Here is a 13,917-nt window from a genome sequence, read left to right on the forward strand (position 1 = left end):
CGTCCCTCGCTGCGCTGACGCATTAGCGCGCAGGGGGACGGGCCCTGTTTTTTCATTGGTTCTTATGGTATGATGATGAACTTAAAGACATGCAGCAGGTAAGGAGGAGGGAACGTATGAGCAAACCGAAGAAAAAAAGCGGCACGGGTCAAGGGACGGGCAAGAAAGGCTGGAATCGCTGGCAGGCGGGAGCCAATAAGGCAATGAGCAACAAACCTTATAAGAGTAAAGGTGTCAAGCACGGAAATAAATCGGATGCAGAGAAATAAGTGCGGCTCGAACAACAGGCTGCAGCCAACTATTTTCAAAATGATTTGCTTTTAGCTTCATTACCTGTTAAGGTTAGGAAGAATTATTTTTGTTCGGTCTGTAAGGAATGAAAGTATTTAAACTTTTCGCCTTTGATATCTAACTTGAGCAACAATAGTAATAACATGTGGACTAAGAATCCACGCAGGAGGAAACAATTATGCAACAAGGTACAGTAAAATGGTTTAACGCAGAAAAAGGTTTCGGTTTCATCGAAATCGAAGGTGGAGAAGATGTATTCGTACATTTCTCAGCTATCCAAGGCGAAGGATTTAAATCTTTAGACGAAGGTCAAAAAGTAACGTTTGACACTGAACAAGGTCAACGCGGACTTCAAGCGGCTAACGTAAACAAAGCGTAACAGCTTTAAACGAAGGACTCTCTCGCAGAGTCCTTTTTTTATGCAAATATTTTGTAAAAAAATGAAAATGAGGGTGTAATATGAATACGAAATTATTTTCCGATTTCGGACTTAGCGTGGAAATTACCAGGGCCCTGACGGAATTAGGGTATGAAACTCCGACAGAAGTGCAGTCCAAAGTACTGCCTGCTGCGTTGGAAAAGAAAGATCTTGTCGTAAAATCGCAAACTGGAAGTGGAAAGACGGCGTCATTCGGGATTCCGCTTTGTGAAATGGTGGAGTGGGAAGAGAACAAGCCCCAGGCACTGGTCCTCACCCCTACCCGGGAGCTTGCGGTCCAGGTGAAAGAAGACATCACCAATATAGGAAGATTTAAGCGGATCAAAGCCGCTGCCGTATACGGGAAATCACCTTTTCACCGTCAAAAGCTTGAACTCAACCAAAAAACGCACGTTGTCGCAGGTACACCCGGCCGTGTACTTGATCATATCGAAAAAGGGACATTTCCATTGGACAAGCTGCACCATCTTGTCATCGATGAAGCGGACGAGATGCTCAATATGGGCTTTATCGAACAGGTTGAAGCGATCATAAAGGAACTCCCTGCCGAAAGAGTGACATTGACATTCTCAGCCACACTGCCGGAGGATGTCGAATCGCTTTGCCACAAATACATGAAAGACCCCGTGAACATCGAGGTGAAAGCGAAGGGCATCACCACTGATAAAATTGACCACTCTGTCATACAAGTGGAGGAGAAAGATAAGTTATCACTCCTGATGGATGTGACGACCGTTGAAAATCCGGATAGCTGCATCATTTTTTGCCGGACCAAAGAGAATGTGGATAAGGTCTGTGACGAGTTGTTTGATAAAGGATTTCCTGTCGATAAGATTCATGGCGGCATGAATCAGGAAGCTCGTTTTGAGGTGATGGATGAATTTAAACGGGGAGAATTCCGTTATCTGGTCGCAACAGATGTGGCTGCAAGAGGGATTGATGTCGAACGGATTTCACACGTCATCAATTATGATCTTCCACTTGAAAAAGAAAGCTATGTCCATCGAACCGGAAGAACCGGAAGGGCAGGGAACTCTGGAAAAGCGATCACGTTCATCACTCCTTATGAAAAGAAATTCCTGGAGGAGATTGAAGCGTATATCGGTTTTACAATCGCGGAAGTTCAGGCCCCTTCAAAAGACGAGGTTGTGATGGCGGCAAGTGCTTTTGAGGAAAAACTGAACAGAATTCCGGACTTCAAATCAGATAAAAGCGAACGATTAAACAAAGAAATCATGAAGCTTTATTTCAATGGCGGGAAGAAAAAGAAGCTCAGGGCAGTGGACTTTGTCGGAACCATCGCCAAAATCGAAGGCGTGAACGCAGACGACATCGGCATCATCACCATCCAGGAAAACCTGACCTATGTCGATATCCTTAACGGAAAAGGTCCACTCGTCCTCCAAGCCATGAAAACCACCACCGTTAAAGGGAAGAAACTAAAAGTCCACGAGGCAAGAAACTAAAGAAGGCCCGTCCCTCGGCACGATGACGCATTAACGCACCGAGGGACGGGCTTCTGCATTTTGGCATTCCGGGCAGTAGTAAAGTCTCCTGGAAGCAGCTTGTGTTTTTTCGATTTCGGTGCCGCATATGAAACAGTGTGCGCCTTCCCGGTTGAAAACCCAGTGACGATAGCGGGATCGCTTGACACCTTCAGCCTTCAATTTTTCTGCGAGCTCAAGATCATTCGTGATTCCTCCTGTCCGGTAAGATTGTTCCATCAATCGGATGATGACTTCAGCAGCTTTTATAAGTTGATCTTCACTGCAGTCAATTGGCCGGAGAGAGGGATGGATGCCTGCAGAAAATAGAATTTCAGATCTCAAATAATTCCCGATCCCTGCTACGAATGCCTGGTCTAACAGAAGGATCGCCCATTTTCTTCTGAAAAACTTCCTATCTTTTATCCGCTGCAGCAGATCCCGGGGAGTAACCTTTTCACTCAAAATATCAGGGCCGACCTTCGCAATGAAAGGATGCTCGCTGACCTCCTCGTCTCGCAGCACGTCAATATCGGATGAACTGTACAAAAGTGCAGACTTCTTCTCATTATGTAACGCCAATCGAAGCTGACGATTCGTCTTGGGGTAGTTATATGCATTCCTTACATACCATTTTCCGTAAAGCTGATTATGTGAGTATATGGTGTAGCCATTGTCAAAGCGGATCAGCATGGCTTTTCCTTTCGTGTCTACCCTCGTCACAACAGCACCCTGCAAGATCTCCTCATAACCCTGCAGTTCCGGAAAAGCAAAATAAACATCCGCCACCTGTTTGTGCTGAAGGGCACGTTCTACCTGATCAGCCGCCCTTCTGATTTCTGGACCTTCCGGCATGAATTCTCCTCCTTTTTAATATAGATGTTCCCTGATTAAACCCAATGTAATCCCTGAAGGCCCGTCCCTCGATTCAGTAACGCATTAACGCATCGAGGGACGGGCCTTTAAGACGATAAGACGGCAGTTTACACTAGTGGTACAATGGAGAAATAACAGCTTTCGAGGAAATAAACGATCACACGGAGATGAAACGATGAAAACAATAGCAATCGAACCAAGTTCGTATCTATATACTTTTACCTGGGAACCAAATGAGGAAGGCTTATGTGCATTGGAGAGGCGGGCTTTATTTGGTGTGGACTCCCAATCCGATATTCTTGAAAGCTCTTCTGAAATTGATCCAAGCAGAAGCCCGTTCATAAAAGAGAGGCTCGGCGTCGTCTGCGAGGGTGCCAGTTTAGAAGAACTAATAGAAGAAGTGAAAAAACTAGAGTCATTTGATGGCTTTAAAATCGTTTTTGTACAAAATCCCGATCTCGAAAAAGTCGGCTTTAAAAAGCTGCGCAGCATCGAGAAGGAAGTCGGCCTTCATATGAAAGGCGAAGCGGAACTGGTCGACCCATCCATCTGGCTTGGCATCCTGAACACCGGTGAGAAATGGGTACTGGGGGAATACTCAAAAAACGAAGCGATCTGGTTAAAGCATCAGTGGAAGCCGAATAGTTACTCAACTGCCCTCGGCACACGCGTTGCAAGGGCAGTCGTGAACATTGCTGCCCCAAACCCGGTAGGACTAAAGCTGATCGATCCATGCTGCGGCATCGGAACGGTACTTGTCGAGGCATTATCGATGGGAATCGATATCGTGGGAAGCGACCGGAATCCGCTTATTTTATCAGGCGTACGGGAAAACATTGCCCATTTTGGCTTAGAGGGCGAAGTGACGTTGAAGGACATTCGCGATGTAACAAACCGGTATGATGCAGCCATCATCGATCTTCCTTATAACTTGTGTTCAGTCATCACACCGGAAGAGCAACTTGAAATGCTTCAAAGTGCAAGGGCCTTTTCATCAAAAGTCGTGATTGTTACGGTAGAGGATGTCGATCCAGTCATCCTTGAAGCCGGCTTCCAAATCACGGACCGATGCGTCGTCACGAAAGGGAATTTTGTCCGGGAAGTTATCGTTTGTGAGTGATTCTTCGGAAAGAGACATCCTGAAAAAGACTTTACTGATAGAAATTACAAATAGGTTCAAAGTTGAAGTCTCAGAGTAATAAATGCTATATTGATGCGAATAACATAGTAATCAATGAACCATGCTTTTATCACAAGAAGGGAGAATGACATGACGAATCATTGGGAATATGCAATTCATTCTCTATCCCATGTAACGGTTACTTCCAACCCCAACAATGAACCTGTCACCATCAGTGGAGGACATGACCGCCTTCGCTGTATCGGTGTCGGGACAGATGCGGCCGTTTTCCAGCATATAGATATCCCGCAATATGCGTTTAAACTCTATGCGGAAGAGAAAGCATCCAAAATAAAAATAGAAGAAAAAGTATACAGCATGATTGGGGATTCACCATTCTTCTCCACCTGCTATGCTGCCTATGATACATTTCTCGTCTTGAGTTATGAAGAAGGGATCACTCTTTTCGACTGCATCCTGCAAGGCGTCCACATACCGGAACAGGTTGTGAAAGACGTAGAGGATGCACGGGATTATGTGCGCGAAAAGGGCTTGAATCCCCGGGACATCCATTTGAAAAATATCCTGATGAAAGACGGCCGTGCCAAAATCATCGATGTCTCTGAATATGTGCTGCCCGGTAATGATTTTCGCTGGGAGCATCTGAAAAAGGGGTATGAGGAGTACTACCATCTGATCGATGGAAAAGCCGTTCCATTCTGGCTCGTTGAAACCGTCCGGAAATGGTACAACCAGTGGAATTCTTCCTACGATGAATTTATGAAGATTGTGCTGAAGTTTACTTCGTTCAGGTAAAAATGAATCATATTGTAAAGGCGCTTTACTGTTTTACAGTGGGGCGTCTTTTTCTTATGCCTGAATAGCCATTGAAGATGAAGAAAGGAATCAAGACAACTTGTTTTTATAGTAATTAAAGGATATTCACGCGTGATGGAGAAAGCTTTAGGTATAAAGAATCAGGGGGGATTTGGTTGTGCAGGGCTTCGATTACAAAAGCTATGACGGGTTAGGTCTAGCAGAGTTAGTAAAGAGAAAAGAGGTTCATCCAAAGGAGTTGGTGGAGGAGGCGATTAAAACCGTCGAATCTCTCAATCCGAAATTGAATGCAGTGATCCATAAAATGTATGAAAAGGCGAAAAATACTGCCGGGACGGAGCTTTCAGGAACGTTTGCAGGTGTGCCGATGCTATTGAAGGATATCACTCAGGAAATCAAAGGCGAGCCGATTACTGCAGGATCAAAAGCGTTTCAAAACTATCGTGCCAAAACGGATTCTGCATATGCGAAAAAGCTGAGGAATGCAGGAGTGATTTTTCTCGGGCAATCCAATGTGCCCGAATTTGCCCTAGTGGCTGTCACAGAGCCCTCTCATTACGGGGCGACAAAAAATCCATGGAACCACATGCATACGCCCGGAGGTTCAAGCGGAGGATCTGCTGCTGCAGTGGCTTCAGGAATGGTTCCGATTGCAGGTGCCAATGATGGAGGAGGATCCATCCGCATCCCCGCTTCTTATTGTGGTTTGTTCGGATTGAAGCCCACAAGGGGAAGAACGCCGGTCGGCCCCAGCTACGGCAGGTTTTGGCAGGGAGCCTCGGTCGAACATGTGTTGACCCGGACAGTGCGGGACAGCGCAGCTATGCTCGATGAATTAAAGACCTATGAAAAAGCTGCCGCTTATCATGCTCTGCCTTATGAGGGAAGTTATTTACAAGCTGCTAAAACACCGCTGAATAAACAAGTGAGAATTGCCTTCTCAATAGAATCGCCGATCGGTACGGAAGTGGATCCGGAGTGTAAAGCAGCAGTTCTGAATACAGCCAAATGGTTAGAGGAGATGGGACATGCAGTAGAAGAAATCAAAGCACCGGTGGACGGTCAGAAGATTGCAAATAGCTACTTAACCATGTATTTCGGAGAGACCGCGGCGATTGTTTCATCTCTTGAGGATGTACTTGGACGCAAAGCGACTTACACTGATGTCGAACCAACGACCTGGCTCCTGGGACTGCTTGGAAAAGCAACTTCTGCAGAAGAATTTGTCCTCAGCATCAGGGAATGGGACAAAGCTGCCTATCAAATGGAAACATTCCATGAAACCTATGATTTCTATCTGACTCCAACAACTGCATTCCCCCCTGCAAAAATAGGGGAACTTGAACCAAGCTCCACCGAAAAATTCATGATCAGCACCATTGGTAAATTGGGTCTTGGATGGCTTTTAAAGAAGGTCGGGATTGTTGACGGTCTCGCTGAGAAGAACTTGATGCGCACACCTTTTACACAACTTGCAAATTTGACAGGTCAACCGGCCATGTCGATACCGATGCATCTCACACCTGATGGGCTTCCGGTCGGAGTCCAAGTGACTGCGGCAAAAGGGCGTGAAGATTTGCTGCTGCAATTGGCAGGGGAGCTCGAACGGACGGAGCATTGGAAAGATATAAACCATGTTACAGTACTGCACTGAGACACTTTCATAATACACAGAAAAACGCCAATCAGATAGGATCTTTCATTTAAGTTTGATGAAGCATCTGGTTTGGTGAATTTTTAATTGTAATCAGCAATGTCACACAAATTAAATAAAATACAAATTTTTCGCCTGATTCCGGGTACGCTAAAGCATGACTACACCGGGATTCAGGCGTTTTTTTATGTGAAGTCCTATCAGAATATGACACTTGTCATATCCAAGCTATGACACCTACTACTAAAAATATGTTTTTTCTTCCTATATAGTTGTTCTTACAACCCAAAGAAAAGGGGATCTGAATAAATGTCAAAACTTAAAACTCTTAAAAAACAAGTAGCACCCTTCGAAAAAGGGACAACTAAAGAAAGTATATGGCAGCTAGTTAACACGCTGGTGCCGTTTATCACGTTATGGGTCCTTGCCTACCAAAGCCTTTCCGTTTCATATTGGTTAGCGCTGGTGCCAATGGTGATCGCAGCGGGATTCTTAACAAGGATCTTCATCATCTTCCATGATTGCACGCACTATAATTTCTTCAAAAGCCGTCGCACGAACCGGATTGTGGGGACTGCACTGGGTGTAATCACTGTATTCCCGTTCGATCAATGGGGACATGAACATACCGTTCACCATGCAACAAGCGGTAACTTGGATAAACGCGGTACCGGGGATATCTGGACGTTGACGGTGGACGAATATAAAGCTGCGCCTCTTAAATTACGCCTTGCTTATCGTTTCTACCGCAATCCGATCGTCATGTTCGTATTAGGACCGATCTGGGTCTTCCTTATTAAAAACAGATTCAATCGCAAAAATGTAAGGAAGAAAGAACGTATGAATACGTATCTGGTAAACGTGTTGATCGCTGCAGTCACTGCTCTTCTCTGTGTAACAGTAGGATGGCAGCAGTTCCTGATCGTACAGGGCTCGATCTTCATGATCTCAGGTGCAGCGGGCATTTGGCTCTTTTATGTGCAGCACACATTTGAGGATTCTTATTTTGAAGAAGATAAAGAATGGGAGTATGTGTTAGCCGCTGTAGAAGGAAGCTCCTACTACAAGCTTCCGAAAGTGCTTCAATTCCTTACCGGGAATATCGGCTATCATCATATTCACCATTTAAGTCCGAGAGTGCCGAACTACAGACTTGAAGAGACCCACAACAGCATTCCTGACCTGCAGCATGTGCCGACGATCACGCTCGCTACAAGTTTGACATCCCTTCGTTTCCGCCTATGGGACGAAGATCGAAAAAACTTTGTAAGCTTTAAAGACGTCAAGTCCTTACCGAAAACAAAGATCTCGACTGAAGCGAAGCCTGAACTATAAGATTACAATGACTCCCCTTCTCATACGGGGAGTCATCTTTGTAAACGGAGAATGAAGGAGAGACATACATGATTCGAATTGTCATTGCAGAGGATCAAGAGCTGCTTCTGGGAGCGATTGGGTCCCTTCTCGATTTAGAAGATGATATGGAAGTTGTGGGTCTTGCGAAGAATGGGGAAGAGGCGGTCAGGCTTGTGCATCAAGTGAAGCCCGATGTCTGTATCATGGACATGGATATGCCAAAGAAGACCGGTATTGAAGCAGCTGAAGAATTGATGCACCTTGAATACAAAGTGATCATCTTAACCACCTTCGCAAGGAACGGATGCTATAAGCGTGTCATCGACGCCGGCATCAGGGGGTATCTGCTGAAAGACAGTCCGAGCGAAGAGCTTGCAGGCTCGATTCGAAGCATCATGAATGGAAGCCGCATCTATACACCTGACCTCATAGATCAAGTGGACATTCCAGATGCACCGGCTCCATTGACTACAATGAAATCAGTCAAAACCTACTTCTCGACCATAAAAGACAAAATGAAATTGCCAGCCGGATAATCAAAGGCCCGCCTGCACTGCTTTAACGCACTGCGGGACGGGCCTTTGTTCATCTCTGCTTCCTGGCAAGCCCTCTTTCGAATGCAGCAAGGTGATTCACTGATGCATTGCGCAGGTTCGTAAACACGAATCTGACATCAGCGGGCAGGTCATAGGTTAAAAACCTGTCATACATAGCGATATTTTCAATTTCTCCCTGAACACCTTGGGCAAATGCTGCTTTTACCGAAGAAGGGGTTTGAATGAAAGACTGTGAAACATCCGGAGGCAAAGGGATTCCGTACATGTTAAATAGTTGTACCAGTGCAGAAATATGCCTTAGCTCCGCTTCTTTAATTCGTTCGAATGTACGAATCGATCCGAATGTTCCAAGAATTGCATTGTATCTTGATTGAGCCAAATATTCATCTTGCATGGCATAGGTAAGCATTTCAGGCAAGGTGAGGTCAGGAGCGTTCAGGGCGCCCTTTGCTCCGTAATTTTCTGCCCCTTGCCTATTCCAATAAGAAAAGGGACTTCCGGAAATAGGTCCAAACTGGTAAGGGAATCTATTCATAAACAAACATCCTCCTACTATTTCTCTTGTCACCTTATCGTATGTAAATGGTAGTCTGTTAAGTGCATATATCACAGAATACCATTCTAAAAAAATTCCTTCCGTTGTATCTGTAGATTGTTGCATCCATAATAGTATAAGAATATACTCTGCAACATGATCGATGGATTCAGGAAACACCGTGAACGTTAAGCCTGCAAAACCCGGCAGGAACTGTCGGGTACACCAATAAAATCCCTGCTATTCTAAGAGTGTAAAGGAGGTCATTCACTTGGATTCACTTCAGAAAATGAATGAGGCTTTAACCTATGTTGAAGCGAATTTGTCGGATGAAATTGACTTGAAGGAAGTCGCTAAGCGTGCGGTTTGTTCCGAATACCACTTTCAGCGGATGTTTTCTTATTTGTCCGGCATCAGCCTGTCGGAGTATATCCGGCGGAGAAGATTGACTCTGGCTGCTCAAGAGCTGAGAGATCATAATGTAAAAGTGATCGATGCTGCGGTTGCATTCGGATACCGTTCACCTGACTCATTTACGAGGGCCTTCAAAGAATTTCATGGGTGTACCCCGACAGAAGCAAGGGAAAACGGCAGTGCCCTTAAAGCCTTTCCAAAAATGACCTTCCAATTAACCATAGATGGAGGGAAAGAAATGAATTATCGTATCGTAGAAAAGGAAGCCTTTCGCATAGCTGGCATAAAGAAAAGGGTGCCGATCATATTCAACGGAGTCAACCCCGAGATTGCTTCTATGTGGAAAAGCTTGAATGAAGGGATGATCAGCGAGATGAAGAACCTTTCCAATATCGAACCTTCCGGATTGATCAGTGCCTCGGTCAACTTCTCTGAAGGCAGGATGGAGGAAAAAGGGGAACTCGATCATTTCATCGGGGCAGTCACCACAAAAGAATGCCCCGTGCACTTTGAAAAGCTTGAAGTGCCGGCATTGACGTGGGCCGTATTTGAAGCCGTCGGCCCATTCCCGGATACGCTTCAAAATGTGTGGGGACGCATTTACTCTGAATGGTTCCCGTCTTCGAATTATGAACAGGTGGAGGGCCCTGAAATCCTCTGGAATGAGCATAAGGATGTCAGTTCACCTGATTTTAGAAGTGAGATCTGGATACCGATCAGGAAAAAATGATGCATGAAAATAGAGCAGGGATTCGTCCTAAGTAGTTCAGTTGTAAAGTGGAAAAATGAAAAAAAGATGCCTATTTAACAAGTATATTAGACTCACAAAAAAACAGTAAACGACATATAAAATGGCATAAGAAAAGGTATTGGTTCAAACCAATACCTTTTAAATATTTTTATCACTTGTCTGCAATTGAAGATAAATAAAGGGCTACATCCCTTATTTTTTCATCTGTTTCTGCTTCAATTAACTCTCTTTCTCTTGTGTAGGAATATAGGGTATCCCCTGCAATTAAGTGGTCAGATAAGTTTAACAAACCAATCGCCTTCTTATTAAACTTTTTGGCTACTGCCAAAGTTGTTGCCGTTTCCATATCTACTCCAATATGACCGTTTAAAGCCCAACCACTAATCATTTCGTGGGTTTCAAGGAGCATTGCACTTGTAGAAAGTACACTGCCTACTACATAAGAATAGCCCTTTCTTTCACAATAATCTATGGTTTCATTGAGGAGTTTTTCATCAGATTTAACGGTTTTGTCATTAGGAAGATACCAATGTGATGTTCCATCTTGCATTTCTGCTTCTGAAACAATGAGAATATCGCCATATTTTGCATCAAAAGATAAACCTCCAAAATATCCAGTTTGAATAAAGTTTTCGGTTCCTACTGAAGCAAATTGGTGAGTAATCGTAGTTGCAATAGGGCTGCCATATACATTTGCAAAACCAATATTATTTCCGTTGCATTTCCCGATTATAGTGTTCCATTTAGGCAGCCACAGTTCTTCCTTTAAAATCTCTTTCCATAGATTAAGATTTTCTTCGTGGCTCCACTCACCGTGTATGATAAACGATGAAGGAATTTGATGTTCCTCTACGCCTAAAGCATCTAACCAATCTCTCTTTGTAAATTCGCCATAAAGTTTCAACTTTCCCACTCCCTTTGCCTATACAGTACTATAAAAATTATACATTTTTTACTAAAATGTGGGATTTTTATCGTAAGTAGATTCAGCGTAACTTGTGACATATAACCTATAGCCATTGTCCACTTGTCATATCAACAAAAATAGAGAATCCAATTCTCGTGTGAATTGGACTCAAAAATGTGATGTTATGTTTAGTTACCTTAAAACTGAACTATTTAGATTCGTCAACCGCTTTTTTTCATGCATTTAATGGCTTTAAGTCATAATGATCCAGTAAGTCATTAACGGTTTGGAGGTCGTAAATCCGTTTATTCAGGCAAAATTGGATGATCAAATCAAATGTCTCACTCTCGGATAGGGAATATCCTGCTGTGCTTAACAAATCTTCTGCGTCGTCCGTGTCGAGCTCAAGGGCGAGGGCAAGGGAAATCAGGGTGGATTTCTTAGGGTGATACTCAGGGTTTGAGCGGATCTTCGAGAAATGCCTGCGATCCAGCCCTGCCTTCTTGTAGATCACAGAATCGCTTACCCCCTTTTCATCAATGAATTGAAATAGTACCTGATTCAAAGTTGGTTTGCGGTTGATGTTGATAAAATCCTCCAATTCAGTTGGGACCAGTTCTTCCTCATAAATGTTCTGGGGAGCTTCAAGGCAGAAATCCATGGTGTTGTTAGTAAGATGAAAGGATACGTATTCCTCTATTTCGTCTAATAAATATTTTTGAAGCAAAGGACAGACCCCCTTCCAAAATGTCGCTTTCCAGGCGACCAAATAATGGATATATTCCATTATGATTATACCATGAACCAACAGGGAGGAAGATGAAGGTGAATAAGAATTTGACTGAAATTATTTTCTTGCTGGACAGAAGCGGGTCCATGGGAGGACTGGAAAGCGATACGATCGGCGGTTTTAATGCATTTATCGACAGGCAGTGTAAAAAAGGTGAAACACGCCTCACAGCCGTGCTATTTGATGACCAATCAGAGATCCTGTGGAATGGAATCGATGCAAACCATGCAAGATTGACAGATGAAGATTACTATGTGAGAGGATGTACGGCATTACTCGATGCAGTCGGAAAAACGATTTCGGAAGCAGGCAGAAGACTGTCCCAAACGGAGGAAGAAGGGAAGCCCGGTAATGTAATCTTTGTCATCACCACAGACGGCATGGAAAACGCCAGTCGGGAGTATACCTATGAAAAAGTGAAGAGCATGATCCAACATCAGAAGGAGAAATACAGTTGGGAATTCATCTTCATGGGTGCTAACATAGACGCAGCAGAAGAAGCAGAGTCGCTCGGTATCCAAAAGAAAGATTCTTTCTCATTCGAAGCCTCAAACGAAGGTGTCGTGAAGATGTATGATATGGTTTGTGATGCGGTATCCGAGAGAAGGATAGACTAACATTTATGAAACAGGAAGCAAGTTGAGGCTTCCTGGGTGATTGAAAGCGAAGTCTTCTACGAAAAATAATAACGGTTGAAATTTTTTTGAAAAACCCCTTTACCTTCACGCGGCGTCAAGGTGTACAGTTAAATTGTCAGGAGGTGAGATCAATGGAATATACCGTGAATAAGCTAGGGAAATTAGCGGGTGTCAGCACCAGGACCCTTCGGTATTACGATGAGATCGGTATCCTGAAGCCGGCCAGGATCAATTCATCAGGATACCGGATCTACGGGGAAGAGGAAATCGATAAGCTGCAGCAAATTCTCTTTTACAAGGAACTTGGCGTTGAACTTCAACAAATAAAGGATATTCTTGAGGATCCCACTTTTGACTTAGCAAGCGCATTGGCTGAACACCGTGAACAATTACTGGAAAAAAGAAAACAACTCGATCTTCTGATTGCCAATGTCGATAAAACCATTGCCGTAAAGGAAGGGAGAATGACGATGTCTGATAAAGAGAAATTTGAAGGATTCAAAAAAGACATGATTGATGAAAATGAACGTAAATATGGAAAAGAAATAAGAGGGAAGTATGGCGACGATACCGTTAATCAATCGAACGCAAAACTTCAAAATATGTCTCATGAAGAATATGAGCGTGCCAACAAGCTCGCTGAAGGTATCCACGAAAAGTTAGCGGAAGCCTTTAAAACCGGGGATCCATCAAGTGATGCCGCCCAGAAAGCGGCCGAGCTGCACAAACAATGGATTTCCATGTACTGGCCGGAATACAGCAAGGAAGCACACGCCGGCCTCGGAGATATGTATGTAGCAGATGAACGCTTCAAAGCCTACTATGACAAAGAACAAGACGGTGTGGCGGAATTCCTGAGAGATGCAATCTATGTTTACACTGGAATGAAATAATAGAAAGAAAGGGGGCATTCAGAGGACAGGGACTCTCTGTATTGTCCCCTATAAAAACAATATATGTTTTAATAATAAAACTTCTAACGGAAAGGGAGATCCTGTTATGGTAGGTAGCCAGGCCGATCTTGAAACTAGTCTTTAAAATAGAAACAGAATTAGAAAGATTAAACAGACAGCAAAGATCGTAATAAGACCTTTGCTGTCTGTTTTCGTCAGATTGTAACCATCAAAATATTTCATATCGATTTGACCATTCTCATATACTATTCTATTTATAACCATGTATTTTCTCTCGAAATAAAGGAAATGGAAAATAAAAACAGAACTTTTATACTTAGATATTAATGCTAGTGAACGGTTAAGAAAGGATGA

General features: G+C 43.7%; 15 protein-coding genes. 11 read left to right on the top strand and 4 right to left on the bottom strand.

What is annotated here, in order from left to right:
* Positions 1-116: 116 nt before the first annotated feature.
* The 3 genes from ACXAFV_RS12210 to ACXAFV_RS12220 all read left to right on the top strand — a co-directional run bounded on the left by ACXAFV_RS12210 (position 117) and on the right by ACXAFV_RS12220 (position 2,196).
* Positions 117-269 carry a DUF3934 family protein gene (locus ACXAFV_RS12210; protein ID WP_475126792.1) on the top strand — a complete coding sequence of 51 codons (153 nt, stop codon included), beginning with the start codon at positions 117-119 and terminating at the stop codon, positions 267-269.
* A gap of 200 nt (positions 270-469) precedes the next feature.
* The gene (locus tag ACXAFV_RS12215; protein ID WP_032086164.1) at positions 470-670 is read left to right on the top strand and encodes a cold-shock protein; all 201 of its coding nucleotides are present in this window, start codon (positions 470-472) and stop codon (positions 668-670) included.
* A gap of 80 nt (positions 671-750) precedes the next feature.
* Complete coding sequence (locus ACXAFV_RS12220; protein ID WP_475126794.1) at positions 751-2,196, top strand: DEAD/DEAH box helicase; 1,446 nt, start codon at positions 751-753, stop codon at positions 2,194-2,196.
* Between the two features lie 30 nt (positions 2,197-2,226).
* Here the strand turns inward: ACXAFV_RS12220 and nei are convergent, their stop codons facing one another.
* Positions 2,227-3,069 (bottom strand): endonuclease VIII, encoded by an 843-nt coding sequence (nei, locus tag ACXAFV_RS12225; RefSeq protein ID WP_475126795.1) that lies wholly within the window; start codon positions 3,067-3,069, stop codon positions 2,227-2,229.
* Positions 3,070-3,265: 196 nt separating this feature from the next.
* Here nei and ACXAFV_RS12230 point away from each other — a divergent pair, with 196 nt between their 5' ends.
* From ACXAFV_RS12230 to ACXAFV_RS12250, 5 genes are all read left to right on the top strand, one after another.
* Complete coding sequence (locus ACXAFV_RS12230; protein WP_475126797.1) at positions 3,266-4,210, top strand: TRM11 family SAM-dependent methyltransferase; 945 nt, start codon at positions 3,266-3,268, stop codon at positions 4,208-4,210.
* Between the two features lie 150 nt (positions 4,211-4,360).
* Entirely contained in the window at positions 4,361-5,026 is a 666-nt protein-coding gene (locus ACXAFV_RS12235; protein WP_475126799.1) for a serine/threonine protein kinase, read from the top strand.
* Between the two features lie 178 nt (positions 5,027-5,204).
* On the top strand, positions 5,205-6,701 hold the full coding sequence (locus ACXAFV_RS12240; RefSeq protein WP_475126800.1) for an amidase family protein: 1,497 nt from the start codon (positions 5,205-5,207) through the stop codon (positions 6,699-6,701).
* Between the two features lie 309 nt (positions 6,702-7,010).
* Complete coding sequence (gene desA / locus ACXAFV_RS12245; protein WP_475126802.1) at positions 7,011-8,036, top strand: Delta(5) desaturase DesA; 1,026 nt, start codon at positions 7,011-7,013, stop codon at positions 8,034-8,036.
* Positions 8,037-8,104: 68 nt separating this feature from the next.
* A complete protein-coding gene (locus ACXAFV_RS12250; protein ID WP_475126804.1) occupies positions 8,105-8,593 on the top strand; it encodes a response regulator in 489 nt (162 codons plus the stop codon).
* A 49-nt stretch (positions 8,594-8,642) separates the two neighbouring features.
* Here ACXAFV_RS12250 and ACXAFV_RS12255 read toward each other — a convergent pair whose 3' ends face one another.
* Complete coding sequence (locus ACXAFV_RS12255) at positions 8,643-9,149, bottom strand: ferritin-like domain-containing protein (RefSeq protein WP_475126806.1); 507 nt, start codon at positions 9,147-9,149, stop codon at positions 8,643-8,645.
* A gap of 271 nt (positions 9,150-9,420) precedes the next feature.
* Here ACXAFV_RS12255 and ACXAFV_RS12260 point away from each other — a divergent pair, with 271 nt between their 5' ends.
* Positions 9,421-10,293, top strand: a complete 873-nt coding sequence (locus ACXAFV_RS12260) for an AraC family transcriptional regulator (protein ID WP_475126808.1) — start codon at positions 9,421-9,423, stop codon at positions 10,291-10,293.
* 172 nt (positions 10,294-10,465) lie between these two features.
* Here ACXAFV_RS12260 and ACXAFV_RS12265 read toward each other — a convergent pair whose 3' ends face one another.
* Complete coding sequence (locus ACXAFV_RS12265; RefSeq protein ID WP_475126810.1) at positions 10,466-11,218, bottom strand: phosphorylase family protein; 753 nt, start codon at positions 11,216-11,218, stop codon at positions 10,466-10,468.
* A gap of 238 nt (positions 11,219-11,456) precedes the next feature.
* On the bottom strand, positions 11,457-11,948 hold the full coding sequence (locus ACXAFV_RS12270; RefSeq protein ID WP_475126811.1) for a hypothetical protein: 492 nt from the start codon (positions 11,946-11,948) through the stop codon (positions 11,457-11,459).
* Positions 11,949-12,046: 98 nt separating this feature from the next.
* Here ACXAFV_RS12270 and ACXAFV_RS12275 point away from each other — a divergent pair, with 98 nt between their 5' ends.
* A complete protein-coding gene (locus tag ACXAFV_RS12275) occupies positions 12,047-12,628 on the top strand; it encodes a vWA domain-containing protein (RefSeq protein WP_475126812.1) in 582 nt (193 codons plus the stop codon).
* A gap of 152 nt (positions 12,629-12,780) precedes the next feature.
* Positions 12,781-13,542 (top strand): MerR family transcriptional regulator, encoded by a 762-nt coding sequence (locus tag ACXAFV_RS12280; RefSeq protein WP_475126813.1) that lies wholly within the window; start codon positions 12,781-12,783, stop codon positions 13,540-13,542.
* The last annotated feature ends 375 nt before the right edge of the window (positions 13,543-13,917 follow it).

The sequence above is a fragment of the Rossellomorea sp. ABR4_012 genome, from assembly GCF_056159545.1.